At 63.3% G+C, this 17,205-nt stretch carries 13 protein-coding genes and 1 pseudogene; 7 read left to right on the top strand and 7 right to left on the bottom strand.

Annotated elements, in window-relative coordinates:
• Together M2497_RS14985 and M2497_RS14980 are read left to right on the top strand one after the other, a co-directional pair.
• The gene (locus M2497_RS14985; RefSeq protein WP_248481279.1) at positions 1 to 561 is read left to right on the top strand and encodes a cysteine hydrolase family protein; all 561 of its coding nucleotides are present in this window, start codon (positions 1 to 3) and stop codon (positions 559 to 561) included.
• A 103-nt stretch (positions 562 to 664) separates the two neighbouring features.
• Positions 665 to 880: pseudogene (locus M2497_RS14980) on the top strand (FAD-binding oxidoreductase); the annotation flags it as partial.
• Here the strand turns inward: M2497_RS14980 and M2497_RS14975 are convergent.
• From M2497_RS14975 to M2497_RS14965, 3 genes are all read right to left on the bottom strand, one after another.
• Positions 856 to 1,308: an NUDIX domain-containing protein gene (locus tag M2497_RS14975; protein WP_248481278.1), complete on the bottom strand. Its 453-nt coding sequence runs from the start codon at positions 1,306 to 1,308 to the stop codon at positions 856 to 858. The pseudogene M2497_RS14980 and the gene M2497_RS14975 sit on opposite strands and share 25 nt — an antisense overlap.
• Positions 1,309 to 1,364: 56 nt before the next feature.
• Positions 1,365 to 1,796, bottom strand: a complete 432-nt coding sequence (locus M2497_RS14970) for an HIT domain-containing protein (RefSeq protein ID WP_248481277.1) — start codon at positions 1,794 to 1,796, stop codon at positions 1,365 to 1,367.
• 101 nt (positions 1,797 to 1,897) lie between these two features.
• Positions 1,898 to 3,397: an FAD-dependent oxidoreductase gene (locus M2497_RS14965; protein WP_248481275.1), complete on the bottom strand. Its 1,500-nt coding sequence runs from the start codon at positions 3,395 to 3,397 to the stop codon at positions 1,898 to 1,900.
• A gap of 50 nt (positions 3,398 to 3,447) precedes the next feature.
• On the opposite strand from M2497_RS14965, the gene M2497_RS14960 reads away from it, so the two are divergent.
• Positions 3,448 to 3,945 (top strand): MarR family winged helix-turn-helix transcriptional regulator, encoded by a 498-nt coding sequence (locus M2497_RS14960; RefSeq protein ID WP_248481273.1) that lies wholly within the window; start codon positions 3,448 to 3,450, stop codon positions 3,943 to 3,945.
• 80 nt (positions 3,946 to 4,025) lie between these two features.
• Here the strand turns inward: M2497_RS14960 and nirD are convergent, their stop codons facing one another.
• Complete coding sequence (gene nirD / locus M2497_RS14955; RefSeq protein ID WP_248481270.1) at positions 4,026 to 4,388, bottom strand: nitrite reductase small subunit NirD; 363 nt, start codon at positions 4,386 to 4,388, stop codon at positions 4,026 to 4,028.
• Complete coding sequence (gene nirB, locus M2497_RS14950; protein ID WP_248481268.1) at positions 4,388 to 6,928, bottom strand: nitrite reductase large subunit NirB; 2,541 nt, start codon at positions 6,926 to 6,928, stop codon at positions 4,388 to 4,390. Before nirB ends, nirD begins: the two co-directional genes overlap by 1 nt.
• Positions 6,929 to 7,649: 721 nt before the next feature.
• Here nirB and M2497_RS14945 point away from each other — a divergent pair.
• Together M2497_RS14945 and M2497_RS14940 are read left to right on the top strand one after the other, a co-directional pair.
• Positions 7,650 to 11,624, top strand: coding sequence for a bifunctional nitrate reductase/sulfite reductase flavoprotein subunit alpha (locus tag M2497_RS14945; protein WP_248481265.1), 3,975 nt, complete (start codon positions 7,650 to 7,652; stop codon positions 11,622 to 11,624).
• A 151-nt stretch (positions 11,625 to 11,775) separates the two neighbouring features.
• Complete coding sequence (locus tag M2497_RS14940) at positions 11,776 to 13,713, top strand: methyl-accepting chemotaxis protein (RefSeq protein ID WP_248481262.1); 1,938 nt, start codon at positions 11,776 to 11,778, stop codon at positions 13,711 to 13,713.
• Between the two features lie 57 nt (positions 13,714 to 13,770).
• Here the strand turns inward: M2497_RS14940 and M2497_RS14935 are convergent, their stop codons facing one another.
• Both M2497_RS14935 and M2497_RS14930 read right to left on the bottom strand, forming a co-directional pair.
• Entirely contained in the window at positions 13,771 to 14,250 is a 480-nt protein-coding gene (locus M2497_RS14935) for an ATP-binding protein (protein WP_248481261.1), read from the bottom strand.
• Between the two features lie 48 nt (positions 14,251 to 14,298).
• Positions 14,299 to 15,327: a UV damage endonuclease UvsE gene (locus M2497_RS14930; RefSeq protein ID WP_248481260.1), complete on the bottom strand. Its 1,029-nt coding sequence runs from the start codon at positions 15,325 to 15,327 to the stop codon at positions 14,299 to 14,301.
• A gap of 174 nt (positions 15,328 to 15,501) precedes the next feature.
• Here M2497_RS14930 and M2497_RS14925 point away from each other — a divergent pair, with 174 nt between their 5' ends.
• Complete coding sequence (locus M2497_RS14925; protein WP_248481259.1) at positions 15,502 to 15,915, top strand: DUF2231 domain-containing protein; 414 nt, start codon at positions 15,502 to 15,504, stop codon at positions 15,913 to 15,915.
• Positions 15,912 to 17,204 (top strand): sorbosone dehydrogenase family protein, encoded by a 1,293-nt coding sequence (locus tag M2497_RS14920; protein WP_248481258.1) that lies wholly within the window; start codon positions 15,912 to 15,914, stop codon positions 17,202 to 17,204. The genes M2497_RS14925 and M2497_RS14920 overlap by 4 nt, the downstream gene beginning before the upstream one ends.
• Position 17,205: the final 1 nt, after the last annotated feature.

Raw genomic sequence — 17,205 nt, 5'->3', positions numbered from 1 at the left:
ATGCCACCGTTAGCCAGCAACGCCGCACTGCTGATCATCGACATGCAGCAAGGCATGAACCAGCCGAAGCTGGGACGCCGCAACAACCCCAGTGCCGAAGCGCAGATACAGCGCCTGCTGCACGCGTGGCGGCAGTCCAACCGCACGGTGGTGCACATCCGCCACATGTCCCGCTCGCCCGACTCGGTGTTCTGGCCCGGCCAACCGGGTTGCGAGTTCCAGCCGGCGCTGCAACCGCTGGCGCATGAACATGTGGTGGAGAAGAACGTCCCGGATGCCTTCACAGCCACGGGTCTGGAGCGCTGGTTGCATGCGCGCGGGATCCACCAACTGGTGATCGTCGGCGTGATCACCAACAACTCGGTCGAGTCCACGGCACGTTCGGGCGGCAACCTGGGGTTTGAGGTGACTGTGGTTGCCGACGCCTGCTACACCTTCGACCAGACCGATTTGTCCGGGCGCCCGTGGCCAGCCGAGGATGTGCATGCGCTGTCGCTGAGCAACCTGGCGATGGATTATGCCAAGGTTTTGGAGACCACTGAAATCCTGGGTGGGTTGTGAGCATCACGCATGAGACCGGCAAGCGAATCGTGGTGATTGGTGCGGGTATCGTCGGCGCATCCTTGGCCTACCATTTGGCCCACTCGGGCCGCCAATCACCCACGTGGAGCTTCGCCCCATTCCCGTGGATGGCCTCCCCATCATCGGCTACCTACCAACTGTCGGTGCTGTCTACGTGTGCGCCATACATCCGGGGGTGGTACTGGCACCCGTGGTGAGCCGGCTGGCCAGTGAAGAGATCATGGACAACACCCTCTTCGATGCGCTTGCCCCCTGCCGTCCCAGTCGATTCGTTCAAGGGCTGACGCCCGCACCCTGAAGCATTTCCAAGAGTCCCTCCGGCCACACCGTTTCTTCTGTTGTTCGAAGTTCAGCGGCGGACCACCAGCGATGGTCGGCCATCACCTGTGTCTCATGCACAGTCCATTCGGCTTTTGACAGCGCCTCATTGGGCGCCTGAACCACAAAATACTGTTCGATGGCCAACACTGTTTCGCCACAGGGCAACATCAACGTCACGCGGCGATCCCCTACAGGCGCTGCAACGGCCTCTACCTCTATGCCGGTTTCTTCGCGCAGCTCACGTATCGCAGCCGCCTCGAAGGTTTCTCCGGCCTCAACACCTCCGCCCGGGGTCGCCCAGTAATTTTGCCCGGCCAGTGCCCCGTCTTTATGTACGAATCTGAACAGCAGCACTGCGTGTGAGGGGCTGATCACCAGTAGCCGTGCGGCCTTTCGCTCGCGCATTATTTTATGCCTTCCTTGAAACGTGGGTTTGATTACGCTATCGCGGGCTGACCGCGTCAGGCGTTCAAGCGTTGTGCGATGGCCTTACGCAGCTCCCCATGCGGGTCTTCTGCGTAAGGCAGCGCATTCTTCCAATCATAAAACCACGCTGGCATCCGGCGTTTATCATCCGGCTCCGAGGCGTAGCGCGGGAACAAATGGCAGTGCAGTTCCGGCTCCGAATTGCCCAGGATCTCGTAGTTCATGCGCAGTGCACCGGTGGCCTGCAACACCGCGTCGCCCAGGCGCGCCATGTCCAGCAGGTAGAGGGTACGCGCCTCGGTATCCAGGTCATTGAGGCTGGCAACCACCGGGTCCGGCAACAACAGGCAATAGCCGGGCAGGAACTGCACATCCCCCATCACCGCCCAGCCCGAGGCCATGCGGCAGATGACCTTGTCGTTGGTGCCGTTGCGGGCCTGCGTCACGCGTTCGGTGATAAGCGCCATGCAAAATCCTTGGTCGAGATGAGGTCCAGGCAGCATCTTAACGCGACCTCAAGCCCTGGAATCAACCCATGCGCATTGCCTGCATACCGCGACCCGCAACATCAACCGTGTGCGCCCTGCAAAACCCGCTGAAGGTAAGCGTCCAGCACATCGATATTCGCTGACGAAACAATCGCGCCGATATACCCATCAGGCCGCACCAGCACCCACTCGCCAATCGCCAGTTGGTAGGCACGTTGAAACTGACCCTGCTCGTCAATCACATCTCCCTCAGGCCCAACGATATGGACCTGCACGCCCGGCCAAGCGGGCACTGAATCACGCGTGACGCTATACCCCAGCAGCGTCCAGTGCGTACCCTGGAACAGATGGAACAGCCGCAACGCCTGCCCGGCGGCACCTCGCAGCAGCGCGTCCGGCGCGCGGTCACCCGCTGCAACGCCGTTACGCTTGGGGTGCTGCAACGCCAATGAGGACTCGGGGTAGCCGATGTCCAGTTGATGCACTTCCCTGCCCCGGCGCAGTTCGCCGTGCTGCATGTCGCCCAGCAGTCTGGTGGACAAACCGAGCACGGAGGCAGCCACCGGCCGGCGCTCTTCTTCATAGGTATCGAGTAGCGCCTCAGGGGCGCCCTGCACCACCGCCGCCAGCTTCCAGCTGAGGTTGTAGGCGTCCTGCACACTGGTATTGAGGCCCTGACCACCGGTGGGCGGGTGGATATGCGCGGCGTCGCCCACCAGCAGCACCCGCCCCCGGCGGTAGTGATCGGCCAGGCGTGCATTCATGGTGTAGGCCGATGACCAGCTCACGCTGTGCACCTGGATATCGGCGCGCCCGGTGCGTTCGGCGATCAGTGCGGTGAGCCCTTCGGCGCTGAAGTCGATGTCGCCATCGGCTGGGATCGGGCCCTGAAGCTGGAACAGATCGGTGCCAGCCAGCGGGCAGATCGCAATCTGGCGTTGCATGTCGCCTTCGCCAAAGCGGTGCCAGGCCTCACGCGTCAGGCCGGTAAGCACCCCATCCGCCACCAGTGCACGCACGCCCAGGGTCTTGCCGGGGAAGCCGATAGCCAGCGCAGGCCGGACGAAGCTGCGACCGCCATCGGCGCCCACCAGCCAGCGCGCACGCAGGCTCGCTTCGCCGCCCTTGCCGGCCAGCCTGGCAGTGACACCGTCGGCGTCCTGTTCGAAGCCGACCAGCTCACAACCGAACTCAGGCCGGTGGCCCAGCTCAAGCAGGCGCTCGCGCATCAGCTGTTCCGTCAGAAACTGCGGGACCATCAAGGGTTGCTGGTAGGGCTCGGCCGGTGTCGGCGCCGTGGATGCGCTGAAATCGGCATCGCTGTAGCTGCCGTCGTCGCGGTAGCGCCGGTCAGTCGGATAGACTCCACCCACCGCCATCAAGCGATCGAGAATCCCCAGGTCTTCGAAGACCTCCTGGGACCTGGGCTGGATGCCCTTGCCACGCGAGCCATGGAAAGGCCGGGGATTTTTTTCGATCAGGCGAAAGGTGATGCCCCTTCTCGCCAGGTCGATCGCCAAGGTCAGGCCGGCGGCACCGGCACCACAAATCAGTACATCGACAGCCGATTGCGCTTTCATACTGGATCACCTATATGTGCAATACGCACATATTAAGAGAGGCGAACACCGTGTCAATTAAAAATGTGCAAAGCGCACATATATCCGCCCAGCTGCGTGACCTGCATGGCTCGCTGGTTGAAATCGTCGGGGTGATGAACCGCCCGCAACGCGACGAGGCAATGGTGCGCGAGGCCGGAATTTCCCTGGACCGCGCCCTGTTTCCGTTGCTGGTGCTGGTGGAGCGCCTGGGCCCGATTGGCGTGGTTGAACTGGCCGACCGCGTGGGCCGCGACTACACCACGGTGAGCCGGCAGGTGGCGAAACTTGAGAACCTGGGCCTGGTTACGCGCCAGGCAAGCGCACTTGACCGCCGCGTGCGCGAGTCAGTGATCACCGATAAAGGCAAGGCCATGACCGACCGCGTCGATGACGCACGCGAGAGGATAGGTGTGTCGATCTTCTCCACCTGGGAGGAAGGCGATTTTGACAATCTGGTGCGGTTGATGCGCAAGTTTGCCGAGGACATCAAGGAGGATTCCGTGCGTGCGACGAAGGGGATTTCCTGAGGCCATCCACTTGCTGGTTTGCTGTGGCAAGCCCGCTCGCCACAACAAGCCCGTTCACCTCAGCAAGCCTGCGCACGGCATTAATCCAATGCCAATTCCACCACCCCGCCGTTCAACCGCACCGGCCATACCCGCAACCGCTGCTCCGGGGTCTCCAGGCACTGCCCGTCTTCCAGCCGGTAATGCTGCTTGTAGATGGGCGCCGCCACCACCAGGTCGCCCTTGATGCTGCCGATCAAACCGCGACCGATCACATTCGCCCCGGACTCCGGGTCGTGATTGTCGATGGCATACAGCGTCTGCGCGTGCGCGCCCGGCAGGTAGAACAACGCGACTTGCGCGCCGTCCAGCCACACCACCACGCCGGAGTCGCGCACCAGGTCTTGCTCGCGGCACACCTGTGTCCAGGTGGCCAGGTGGCGTTGGGTATTGGTTTGGCTCATCAGGCAATCTCCTCGGTGACGGCAATCAGGTTGAGTTCAGCAGCCATGATCGGCCGGCGTTGGCCGCGTTCCTGGACGAAGTGGATGTCCGGGTCGGGGCGTTTGTCGTTGACGAAGGTGCGGAAGCGCTTGAGTTTTTCCGGGTCCTTGAGGGCGTTGGCCCACTCGCATTCGTAGCGGTCGACCACCAGTTGCATCTGCGCTTCGAGTTCGGCGCCCAGGCCCAGGCTGTCGTGCAGGATCACGTCCTTGAGGAAATCCAGGCCGCCTTCCAGGCTCTCGCGCCACACCGAGGTGCGCTGCAACTTGTCGGCGGTGCGGATATAGAACATCAGAAAGCGGTCGATGTAGCGGATCAGCGTGGCGTCATCCAGGTCGGTGGCGAACAGCTCCGCATGGCGCGGACGCATGCCGCCGTTGCCGGCGATGTAGAGGTTCCAGCCCTTCTCGGTGGCGATCACGCCCACGTCCTTGCTCTGGGCTTCGGCGCACTCGCGGGTGCAGCCGGACACCGCGAACTTGAGCTTGTGCGGCGAACGCAGGCCCTTGTAGCGATCCTCGATCAGCAGCGCCATTTTCACGCTGTCTTGCACGCCGTAGCGGCACCAGGTGCTGCCCACGCAAGACTTCACCGTACGCGTGGACTTGCCATACGCATGCCCGGTCTCGAAACCCGCCGCGATCAACTCGCCCCAGATATCCGGCAACTCGTGAAGCTGTGCGCCAAACAGGTCAATGCGCTGGCCGCCGGTGATCTTGGTGTAGAGGTCGTATTTCTTCGCCACCTCGCCGATCACGATGAGTTTTTCCGCGGTGATCTCGCCGCCAGGAATACGCGGCACCACCGAGTAGGTGCCGTTTTTCTGCATGTTGGCCATGAACGTATCGTTGGTGTCCTGCAATGGCACCAGGGAAGCGTCCATGATCGGCTGGTTCCAGCACGACGCCAGGATCGAACCCACCGCCGGCTTGCACACGTCGCAACCGGTATGGCCACGGCCGTGCTTGGCCAGCAGTTCGTCGAAGGTGATGATGCCTTCCACACGCACCAGCGCGTACAGCTCCTGCCGGGTGTAGGCGAAGTGTTCGCACAGGCTCTTGTCGACACTCACGCCACGCGCAATCAGTTCATGTTCGAACACCTGCTTGAGCAACCCGGCGCAGCCACCGCAACCGGTGCAGGCCTTGGTCTGGGACTTGAGCAGGCCGAGGTCGCTGCAACCGCCGTCGATGGCCGAGCAGATCGCACCTTTGGTCACGTTATGGCAAGAGCACACGGTAGCCGATTCCGGCAGCGCACCGGGGCCGAGGGTGGGTGCGCCGCTGGTGGATGGCAGGATCAGGCTGGCCGGTTCGGACGGCAGCGCGATGCCGTTCTGCATGTATTGCAGCAGGGTGTCGTAGTAGCTGTTGTCGCCCACCAGCACCGCACCGATCACCTGCTTACCCGAAGCATCCACCACCAGGCGGCGGTAGCTCGCGCTAGCCTCGTCGATGAATTGATAGCTGCGCGCGCCAGGCGTGTGGGCATGGGCATCGCCGATGGAACCTACGTCAACGCCAAGTAACTTGAGCTTGGTCGACATGTCGGCGCCCACAAACGGCTCGGCGGTTTGCGCGCAGAGCAGCGCGGCGACGCCCCGAGCCATCTGGTAGCCCGGCGCGACCAGGCCAAACAGGCTGCCGTTCCAGGAAGCGCATTCGCCAATCGCGTAGATATTCGGGTCGCAGCTCAGGCATTCGTCGTTGATCACCACGCCGCCACGCGGGCCGATGTCCAGGCCGGCCTGGCGGGCCAGTGCGTCCTGGGCGCGGATGCCGGCGGAGAACACGACCAGGTCGGCTTCGAGGAATTCGTCATTGGCAAAGTTCATGCGGTAGCGGTACTGCTCGCCGGCGCTGATCGACTGGGTCGCCCGTGACAAATGCACGCCCACGCCCAGCCGCTCGATCTGCGCCTTGAGCGCCAGGCCGCCGAAGTCATCCAGTTGCACCGGCATCAGGCGCGGCGCGAATTCCACCACGTGGGCTTCAAGGCCCAGGCTTTTCAGCGCGTTGGCGGCTTCCAGGCCCAGCAGACCACCGCCTACCACCACGCCGCGTCGGGCATTGGCGGCGGCCTTGCGGATCGCATCCAGGTCTTCCAGGGTGCGATACACCAGGCGCGAGTCGCCCTCGGCGCCTTCGATTGGCGGCACGAACGGGTAGGAACCGGTGGCCAGCACCAGCTTGTCATAGGCGACACAGCCATCGGCGGTGATCACCTCACAGCGGGCGCGGTCGATCTCCAGCACCGGCACGCCCAGGTGCAGGGTCACCCCCGGCGTCTGGTACAGCGCAGCGTCGGACAGCGCCAGCGACTCGGCATCGCGCCCGGTGAAATACTCGGACAGATGCACCCGGTCATAGGCGCGCATCGGCTCCTCGCTGAACACATGCAAACGGTAGTGATCCAGCGCGCCGCGTTCGATCAGTTGCGCCACACAGTGGTGGCCGACCATGCCATTGCCGACGACGATCAGGGTTTTGAGACTGTTCATATAAATCACCTGACAAAGCTCATCACAGTTTTAAAAGCAAAAAAAAACGCCTGAAACCTTGCGGTTCCAGGCGTCTTTGCCTGTTCTTGTGCGGGTTTGGATCGGGCGACTGCGCCGGATTCACCGCTATTGCCCTGGTTGTCGATCGTCGTTGACCGAGGTGGGTTGCAGGGGAGCTTGCAGGGTCTGTGCCAAGCGAAGACCCGGCCCGCGCTTACTGCATTACGCGCTCAACAACGGCTATGAACGTGAGCAGAATCGCCTCCAACTGGTGCGCCTCGCGTCATAAAAGTGCACAACCCTTCCTCCTGTGGTGAGGGGCTTGTTGTGGTGAGTGGGGCTGTTGTGGTGAGCGGGCTTGCCCCGCGTTGGGCTGCGTAGCGGCCCTAAAGGTAAACGCCGCGATCTTTCTGGAAGATCGCGGCGTCTGGATCAGGGCTGCTTCGCAGCCCAACGCGGGGCAAGCCCGCTCACCACAACAAGCCCGCTCACCACAACAGCCCCGCTCACCACAACAAGCTCGCTCACCACAAAAAGCCCGGCCACCACAACAACCCCATTCACCCAGCAAATTGCATCAGGAAAAACCTGGCGCGTGACTTGCTAGGAACACTCCAACCGGGCAGTCAACGCAGACTGCCCTCTCACGACAAAGGCGCCGTGTAACCCCCGTTCTGAACGGAGGGTTACAAGGCGCCTTTTTTGTTTATACGGGTTTCAGATGGCCAACCAAAACATACGCAGTGTGTGTCCCTATTGTGGCGTGGGCTGCGGCATCATCCTGCAGGTCGAGCACAATAAAGTGGTCAAGGTGATCGGCGACAAGGCCCATCCCACCAACTTCGGGCGCCTGTGCACCAAGGGCACCACCTGCGGCCAGGCCATCGCCGAGTCGGGCCGTATGGAGAACGCCTATGTGCGCCAGGCCCGCGACCATGACCCGGTGCGCCTCGGTATGGACAAGGCCATCAGCGAAACCGCCCGGCGCCTGCGCCAGACCCTCGACACACACGGCCCGGACGCGCTGGCCTTCTATGTATCAGGGCAGATGTCGCTGGAGTCCCAGTACCTGATCAACAAATTGGCCAAGGGCTTTGTGCGCACCGCCAACATCGAGTCCAATTCGCGCCTGTGCATGGCCAGCGCCGGCAGTGGCTACAAACTGTCCCTCGGTTCCGACGGCCCGCCGGGCTCCTATGAAGACTTCGACCGTGCCGACCTGTTCTTCGTGATCGGCGCGAACATGGCCGACTGTCACCCCATCCTGTTCCTGCGCATGATGGACCGGGTCAAGGCCGGGGCGAAACTGATCGTGGTCGACCCCCGGCGCAGCGCCACGGCGGACAAGGCCGACCTGTTCCTACCCATAAAACCGGGCACCGACCTGGCCCTGCTCAATGGCCTGTTGCACCTGCTGGTGAAAAACGGCCATACCGACCCTGCCTTCATCGCGGACTTCACCGAAGACTGGGAAGCGATGCCGCCATTTCTGGAGGACTATTGCCCCGAGCACGTCGCCGCCATCACCGGCCTCGCCGAAGCCGATATCCGCCAAGCCGCCGACTGGATCGGCCAGGCCGCCGAGTGGATGAGCTGCTGGACCATGGGCCTCAACCAGAGCACCCACGGCACCTGGAACACCAACGCGCTGTGCAACCTGCACCTGGCCACCGGCGCCATCTGCCGCACGGGCAGCGGGCCGTTTTCCCTCACTGGCCAACCCAATGCGATGGGCGGGCGCGACATGGGCTACATGGGCCCGGGCCTGCCGGGACAACGCTCGGTGCTCGTCGAGGCAGACCGCGCCTTTATCGAGGACCTGTGGCAAATCCCCCACGACAGCCTGCCGCGCCAGGCCGGCAGCGGCACGGTGGCGATGTTCGAGCAGATGGCCGCTGGGCAGATTAAGGCTTGCTGGATCATCTGCACCAACCCGGTGGCCAGCGTGCCCAACCGGCAAACCGTGATCAACGGCCTGCAAACCGCCGAACTGGTGATCAGCCAGGACGCCTTCCTCGACACCGAGACCAACCGCTACGCCGACATCCTGTTGCCCGGCGCGCTATGGGCCGAGGCCGAAGGCGTGATGATCAACTCCGAGCGCAACCTGACCCTCATGCAAAAAGCCGTGGACGCCCCCGGCGAGACCCTGCCCGACTGGCAGATCATCGCCCGGGTCGCCTGTGAGATGGGCTTTGCCGAGGCCTTCACCTATGCCTGCGCCGCCGAGGTTTTTGAAGAAATCAAACAGGCCTGGAACCCCAAGACCGGCTACGACATTCGTGGCGCCAGCTACCCGCGCCTGCGTGAAAACCCGGTGCAATGGCCCTGCGCTTCGGTTGACGCAGCGCACCGCAACCCGATCCGCTACCGCCATGGCGGCACCCTCAGCTTCGCCACCGAAAACGCCAAGGCGCGGTTCTTCGCTCGCCCGCATATGCCGCCTGCCGAGATGCCTGACGACGCGTTTCCCTTCGTGCTCAACACCGGCCGCGTGCAGCACCAGTGGCACACCCTGACCAAGACCGGCAAGGTCGCCACCCTGAACAAACTCAACCCCGGCCCCTTCGTCGAACTGCACCCCGAAGATGCTGCCCGCCTGGGCATCAAGGACAAGGACCGGGTCGAAATACGCTCCCGGCGCGGCCACGCCGTGCTGCCTGCCGTGGTCACCGACCGCGTGCAGCCGGGCAACTGTTTTGCGCCGTTCCACTGGAACGACGTGTTCGGCGAACACCTGGCGATCAACGCGGTGACCCATGATGCGGTGGACCCGATTTCCCTGCAGCCGGAGTTCAAGTGCTGCGCCGTCGCCCTCAGCCGCGTGGAGCTGATCGACCACCAGTTCCTCGACCGCCCTTCCCCCGTAGCAGAGGACAGCACCATGTCGCGCCTCGACGCCTTCGCTGACATCAATGGCATCCGTCACCTATCGCCACCGGCCCTGAGCGACGACGAACGCACCTACCTCGCCGGTTTCCTCAGCGGCCTGCACACCAGCGCCGCACGCCAGGGCTTTGGCGTACCGACCCTGCCGGCAACTGCACCGCTGGCGGATGCCGCTCGCCTCTGGCTGAACGGCTTGCTTGCCGGCTTGTTCAGTCCTGCAGAATCCCTCGCGGCGCCCTCCCCGGCGGTCACCCTGCTGTGGGCCTCGCAGACCGGTAATGCCGAAGCCTTGGCCGAGCGCTTTGCCAAGCGCCTGCGCGAAACAGGCATCACCGTGGAACTGAGCGCGATGGCGGACTTCCCCGCGAGCAAGCTGGCAAGCACTCACACCCTGGCGCTGATCAGCAGTACCTTTGGCGACGGCGACCCGCCCGACAACGGCGAAGGTTTCTGGCACAGCCTGCGCACCGCCGAGACCCGCCTGGAGTCGTTGCGTTTTGCGGTATTGGCCTTGGGCGATCCGAACTACGACCAGTTCTGCAACCACGGCAAGCAACTCGACCGGCGCCTGCTGGAACTGGGGGCAACCCGCCTGCTGGAACGGGTGGACTGCGACACTGAATTCGAAGCCGCCGCCGATGCCTGGCTGGCGCGGTTCCAGCAGACCCTCAACCCGGCAAAGCCGATGGCACCGGCCACCCCCGCCGGTAAAACCAAGCTGTACGGCTCACGCCTGTTGCTCAACCGCCACCTCAACCCGCACAGCGCGCACAAGGAAACCCGCCAGTTCGCCCTAGACCTGGCCGACTCCGGCCTGACCTATGAAGCCGGGGATGCCCTGGGCATACGGCCACGCAACTGCCCCGAACTAGTCAGCGAACTGCTCGACCTCACCCGCCTGAGCGCCAACGCCAGCGTGAACATCGACACCTTCGGCGATGTGCCGTTGCAACAGGCTCTCACCCAGCATTTTGAAATCGCCCGGCCCAGCAGCGACACCCTGGCCTTCATCGCCGAGCGCAGCGCCGACCCAGGCCTCAAGCACTTGCTCAAGCCCGAGCACAAGGCCGAACTCAATGACTGGCTGTGGGGCCGGCAACTGGCGGACGTGCTGCAGGAATACCCCATCGAATGCTCGGCGGATGAATTGCTAGGCACCCTCAAGCGCCTGCAACCACGCTTGTACTCCATCGCCTCCAGCGCCAAGGCCTACCCGCAGGAGGTGCACCTCACCGTGGCCGCCGTGCGCTATGGCAAGCGCAAAGGCGTGTCGTCGACCTTCCTCGCCGACCGCGCCGGTGACGGGGAAGTGCCGCTGTTCGTGCAGCCGTCGAAACACTTCCGCACGCCCAGCGACGGCGAGGTGCCGATGATCATGATCGGCCCCGGTACTGGCATCGCGCCGTTCCGTGGGTTCTTGCAGGAGCGCCGGGCGCTGGGTCATCAGGGGCGCAACTGGCTGTTCTTCGGCGAACAGCATGCCGCCAGCGACTTCTATTACCAGGACGAGTTGCAAGGTATGCAGCGCGATGGCCTGCTCACCCACCTGAGCCTGGCGTTCTCCCGCGATCAGACGCAGAAGATCTATGTGCAAGACCGCATCCGCGAACAGGGTGCCGAGCTATGGCGCTGGCTACAGGAGGGCGCCAGGCTGTACATCTGCGGCGATGCCAGCCACATGGCCAAAGACGTCGACCAGGCCTTGCGCCAGATCGCGCAAACCCACGGCGGGCTTGGCGTGGAAGGCGCCGTGGAGTACTGGCGGCAGTTGAGCGAACAGAAGCGTTATCTGCGTGATGTGTACTGATTGGATACAGAACAATATGCACTTTGTATTGTGTACAAAAAACCCTAAAGATTTACCAGTACCGGGCCGAAACAGCAGTGATAGCAAATCGCCTGAATCCTGATCAGGGAACGCAGCGATTTGGCCGCCCTTCACGCTGATGGTCGTCTCGATGAAAATAAAAAATAAGCTGGTCCTCGCATTTGTCTCCGTTGCATTTATTCCGGTAAGCCTGGTGGCCGTGATTTCGGTCATGAACACACGGACCCAGGCGGTGGATCAGTTCATCGATGGCAGTACCCGGGAGATCCGCCAGATCGATGGCAACATTCGCCAGTTCTTCGATGGCACGTTGCAAAACGTCGATCAGATGGCAACGGATCCTGTATACACGTCTGTCAGCACGCTAAAGAACTACCAGGCCGCCGATGCCGCCAGCCAGCCGCTGCCGGCCGAGGCGCAAGCGGTGATCGAGCGCTTCGCGCGCTTCGGCGCCACGCACCCGGCGGCGGCGATCCTGTCCATCGGCCTGGAAGACGGCACCTACGCCAAATGGCCGGATGACCCGCAACTGGCCAAGTACGACCCGCGCACCCGCCCCTGGTACAAGGCGGCCATGGCCAGCCCCGGCAAGACCGTGCGCACCCCGGCTTATTACTATGACAAGGACGATGTAGCACTGGTGGGCACCGCCCGGGCGATGCTGGAGAACGGCAAGGCCAAGGGCGTGTTCGTGGTCAGCGTGTCGCTGAAAAACCTCACCGAACTGGTCAAGAGCATCAAGCTGGGCGAAAGCGGCTACGTAATGCTGATCGAAGACGGCGTGGTGCTGGTGGACCCGCGTGACGCTGCCCACAGCTTCAAGCCGCTCAAGGACCTGGGGGCGCCGTATGCGCAATTGGCCGACACGCCCCAAGGCTCCACCGAGGTGGTGATCGACGGCGTACGCTACATGGCCAACGTGTGGACCTCCCCCGGCCTCGGCTGGCGCTACATCGGCCTGATCGAACACCGCGAAGTCATGGCTGAAGCCACGCGCATGACCTACCTCACCGCGATCATCGTCGGCGTGCTGGTGCTGATCTTCGGGCTGATCGCGGCGGCGTTCTCCAAGGTCATCGTCAAGCCCATCGGCCAGGTCAGCACCGGGTTGCAGTCCATCGCCCAGGGCGAAGGTGACTTGCGCCACGAACTGCACGTACAGGGCAAGGATGAAACCGCCGAACTGGCCGGCTGGTTCAACAAGTTCCTCGCGGCGATCCGCCAACTGATCCAGCACATCGGCGCAGCCTCGGCCAATTTGCACAACGCCTCCAAGGTCAACAGCGAGGTGGCGCACAACATGAACGAGGCGGCCGGGCGCCAGCGTGAAGCGGTTGAATTGGTGTCCACCGCGTTCAATGAAATGGTCGCTACCGCCAACGAAGTCGCGCGTTCCTGCAGCGGCGCCGCGGAGTCCGCCGAGAATGGCCACCGTCGCGTGGCCGAAGGCAAGCAGCAGATCGAAGTCACCACCGACAACGTCAACCGCCTGGGGCGCCGGCTCACTGAGTCGTCCCAGGCCATGGTCGAGCTGGAAGCCGGCAGCCGCAGCATCAACCAGATCCTCGGCACCATCCGTGCGATTGCCGAACAGACCAACCTGCTGGCCCTCAACGCCGCCATCGAGGCCGCCCGTGCCGGCGACCAGGGCCGGGGTTTCGCCGTGGTGGCCGATGAAGTGCGTGCCCTGGCCAAGCGCACGTCCGACTCCACCGGTGAGATCGAGCAACTGCTCGGCACCCTGGAAAACAAGACCCAGGAAGTCACCCAGAAGATGGGCAGTTGCCTGGACTTGTCGCGGGCCAGTGTGTCGTCCATCGAAAGTGCGCGGGACAGCTTTGAAGGTATCCAGACGTCGGTGAACGAGATCCGCGACCAGAACCTGCAGATCTCCGCCGCCGCCGAGGAACAACACAGCGTGGCCGAAGAGATCAACCGGCATATCCAGCAGATCTACGACGAGGCGCGCCTGGTAGAGAGCCTGGCCAACTCGGCGCAGGATGACTCGGGGCGCTTGTCGACGCTGTCGGATGAACTCAATGGCTTGGTGGGGCGCTTCAAGTCCTGATGAAGTCGGCGATCTGGCGCCACATGGCAAACGCTCAGATGCGCGATTGCGCCGGGCTCATGGGTGATGCCTCTCGATCACCAGGCCTTCAGCCTCGCTCGGCACACTGAAATGGCGGGTAATCAGATCAAACTCAGCATCAGTGGCGGCAAAGTCGTGCTCACCCTGGGCGTTGCGCGCATGCAGCCTGGCCCGACAGGTGGCGTCATCCAGCTCCAGGTAGTGCAGGCAGTGCCGGGCCTTGGCGGCGTGTGCCAACCCCAGCAGCCATTCGCGACTGGCCACTGTATTGGCGGGGAAATCCAGCACCACGTTGAGGCCCGACTGCAGCACATTGATCACCAAGGGGCCCAGTACGCCGCGAATGCGCTGGGTGCATTTGATGTAATCCGCAATGGCGTGGATTTCACCGGGGTAAAGCGTGGCGAGCCAGTGGTCTTCGCTGAGCACAATGGCAGCGTGCTCAGTGGCGAGGGTCTTGGCGAGCGTGGACTTGCCGGAGGCGATCTTGCCGCAGAGCAAATGCAGGGTGGGCATGGGGCGGTTCCTTATGTCAGTCCCGCCAGCATGACCGCCATGGATTGATCACACAACGCTCCGTTTCCAATGCTCGTAGAACGCCAGGGCCGCGACGTTCTTGTCCTTGGCTTCGAGCATGATGTCGAAGCGGTCGAGAAACTGCAGCGCATAATCGTTGGTCCAGCGGTTCCACATCTGTGCGCTGTGGGCGTACAGGTCGCGCTTGGACACCACCTGCAACAGCGCGTCCATTTCCAGCTTGTGTTCGGCGTCGAAGCCCAGTTCCTGCAGGCTCTCCTGGGGTTGGGAGTAGTGCATGGTCGGGCGCACGCCACGCCAGCTTTCAATCACCCGGGCGACCCGCTCGGAGTGGGGGTCGATGTAGTCGTTCTCGTTGATCCAGCAGTGGTGGATGTCCAGGACCACCGGTGCCAGGTCGGCGACTTGCAGGCAATGGTCCAGGCCATAGGTCTTTTCGTCGTTCTCGAACGTGATGCAGTTGCGCGCCACCTCCGACAGGCGCGACCACACCACGCGGGTGCCTTCCACACCGAGGCGGCCGGCGATATGCACGTTGCACTTGAGGTCCTGGAAGCGCCGGCCATAGCCCATCATGCGGATCATGTCGGCGTGGTATTCGAATTCGGCGAGGCTGTTTTCCACCACGCCGGGGTTTTCCGAACCGAGTACACAGTATTGGCCAGGGTGGAATGACAGGCGGATATCCGAGGCGCGGGCCAGCTCGCCGATGGCGGCAAACCCCTCTATCAATTGACGCTCGATAGCCGGGTCTTGGTAGACGCTGGCCACTTTGGGGTGGCTGTAGAACGGCAACAGATCGCTGCTCAAGCGCAGCATGCGCAAGGGCGACGGCAGTTCGGCGACATACGCCAACAAGCGTAATTGGGCGGCCAGGTTATGCGTGACCACTTCCACCAGTTTGTCCCGGGCCACCTGCGGTGCGACGCTGTCCATCCACCGTAACGTGGTGGTGCGCGGGTTGAACGGGCCTTCGATCAGCTTCTGGGCGCTGGCCGACAACAGCCGTTCGGGATGTTTGTATTGGCACGCGAAGCCAATGCGAGGGTGAGTCATGGAGGCGCCTGGCGTAGGAAAAAGGAGCGAATGATACGGGGTTAGTCCGGGGTCTACCCAGCGCGGTTCCCACTATTTCGAAACGTTTCACGCTGAACTTTCTCACCGGCGCTGCGTTCACTTCTTATGCGCTGCCCCGTCCAGGGGCGTTGTACAACAAGGAGCCGCCCCCGTATGACTACCCTCCCCGCCTACCGCTACGCCCCCGGGCCGCTGCATGCGACCTTGCTCGCCGGCACCGTGCCGTTGTTTCTCGGAGCCTTGCTCAGCGACATTGCCTACACCCAGACCTACCAGATTCAGTGGGCCAACTTCGCCTCCTGGCTGATCGCCGGTGCGTTGGTGTTCGCCGGTTTCGCGTTTCTGTTCGCGCTGGTCAACCTGCTGCGCGCCGAGCGCAAGGCCGGGCAACCCACGCGTTATGTGCTGTTGCTGTTGGCCACCTGGGTACTCGGCCTGGTCAATGCTTTCCAGCATGCCAAGGACGCCTACGCCTCGATGCCCGGCGGCCTGATCCTGTCGGCTATTGTCTTGCTGTTGACCCTGGCCGCCACCTGGACCGGCCTGCGTGCGGGAGGTGTCAAATGAAAACGTCCAACACATTGACGCTATTGAGCGCCGCCCTGCTGCTGACCGCCTGCGGTGGTGAAGGCGACAAGACCCAGGCCCGTGGCCCCGACCCCAAGTTGCCGGAACAGCAAAGCAGCCTGTTGCCGAGCATGAAGATCGCCGAGCCCGCGCCCTGGGGCGAGCAGAAACCCAAGGTGCCGGACGGCTACAGCATCACCGCGATTGCCACCGACCTGGCCATCCCGCGCCAGACCCTGGTGCTGCCCAACGGCGACATCCTGGTTGCCGAAGGCCGTGGCGGCAGTGCGGCCAAGCTCAAGCCCAAGGATGTGATCGCAAGCCTGATCAAGGCCGAGGGCAACACCAAGGTCAAGAGCGGCAACCGCCTGACCCTGCTGCGCGACGCCGATGGCGACGGCACCTACGAACTCAAGACCGTGTTCGCCGACAACCTCAATGCGCCCTACGGCCTGGCGTTTGCCAACGGCAAACTCTACGTGGCCAACCAAGACGCACTGGTGAGCTTCGACTACGCCGATGGCCAGACCAAAGCCAGCGGGCCGCCGAGCACAGTCACCGCCCTGCCGGCACAGATCAACCATCACTGGACCAAATCCCTGGCCGTGAGCGCCGATGGCAGCCAGCTCTACGTGGGCATCGGCTCCAACAGCAACGTCACCGAACGCGGCATGGAAGTCGAAATCGACCGCGCGATGGTCTGGCAGATCGACGCCGCCACCGGTGCGCACAAGCCCTACGCCACCGGCCTGCGCAACCCGACGGCACTGACCATCCAGCCGGACACCGGGCAACTGTGGACAGTGGTCAACGAGCGCGACGAACTGGGCCCGGACCTGGTACCGGACTACCTGACCTCCGTACGTGAAGGCGCGTTCTACGGCTGGCCCTACAGCTACTGGGGCCAGAACGTCGACCCGCGCGCCCAGCCGCAAAACCCGGCCAAGGTGGCCGCCGCGATCAAGCCGGACTACAGCCTGGGCTCCCACGTGGCCGCCCTCGGCGTGGACTTTTCCATCCCGCAGATGGGCGAGCAGTTTGCCGATGGCGTATTCGTCGGCGAGCACGGCAGCTGGAACCGCGACAACCCGGTGGGCTACAAGGTGATCTTCGTGCCGTTCAGCAATGGCAAGCCGTCCGGTGAGCCCATCGACTTCGCCACCGGCTTTCGCGGCGACGACGGCAAGACCCGTGGGCGCCCGGTGGGTGTGACGGTGGACCCGAAAGGTGCGCTGATCATTGCGGATGACCTGGCCAATACCGTCTGGCGGGTGACGCGCAACCGCTAAG

The organism is Pseudomonas sp. CYM-20-01 (assembly GCF_023169845.1).
Classification (GTDB): Bacteria; Pseudomonadota; Gammaproteobacteria; order Pseudomonadales; family Pseudomonadaceae; genus Aquipseudomonas; species Aquipseudomonas azotoformans.
The sequence above is the reverse complement of the archived record's forward strand: the minus strand, read 5'-3'. Positions and strand labels throughout refer to the sequence as shown.

Excerpts from the sequence above, each read along its gene's own strand:
- M2497_RS14985 (WP_248481279.1), top strand. The coding sequence starts at position 1 with ATGCCACCGTTAGCCAGCAACGCCGCACTGCTGATCATCGACATGCAG.
- M2497_RS14975 (WP_248481278.1), bottom strand. The coding sequence starts at position 1,308 with ATGCGCGAGCGAAAGGCCGCACGGCTACTGGTGATCAGCCCCTCACAC.
- M2497_RS14970 (WP_248481277.1), bottom strand. The coding sequence starts at position 1,796 with ATGGCGCTTATCACCGAACGCGTGACGCAGGCCCGCAACGGCACCAAC.
- M2497_RS14965 (WP_248481275.1), bottom strand. The coding sequence starts at position 3,397 with ATGAAAGCGCAATCGGCTGTCGATGTACTGATTTGTGGTGCCGGTGCC.
- nirD (WP_248481270.1), bottom strand. The coding sequence starts at position 4,388 with ATGAGCCAAACCAATACCCAACGCCACCTGGCCACCTGGACACAGGTG.
- nirB (WP_248481268.1), bottom strand. The coding sequence starts at position 6,928 with ATGAACAGTCTCAAAACCCTGATCGTCGTCGGCAATGGCATGGTCGGC.
- M2497_RS14945 (WP_248481265.1), top strand. The coding sequence starts at position 7,650 with ATGGCCAACCAAAACATACGCAGTGTGTGTCCCTATTGTGGCGTGGGC.
- M2497_RS14940 (WP_248481262.1), top strand. The coding sequence starts at position 11,776 with ATGAAAATAAAAAATAAGCTGGTCCTCGCATTTGTCTCCGTTGCATTT.
- M2497_RS14935 (WP_248481261.1), bottom strand. The coding sequence starts at position 14,250 with ATGCCCACCCTGCATTTGCTCTGCGGCAAGATCGCCTCCGGCAAGTCC.
- M2497_RS14930 (WP_248481260.1), bottom strand. The coding sequence starts at position 15,327 with ATGACTCACCCTCGCATTGGCTTCGCGTGCCAATACAAACATCCCGAA.
- M2497_RS14925 (WP_248481259.1), top strand. The coding sequence starts at position 15,502 with ATGACTACCCTCCCCGCCTACCGCTACGCCCCCGGGCCGCTGCATGCG.
- M2497_RS14920 (WP_248481258.1), top strand. The coding sequence starts at position 15,912 with ATGAAAACGTCCAACACATTGACGCTATTGAGCGCCGCCCTGCTGCTG.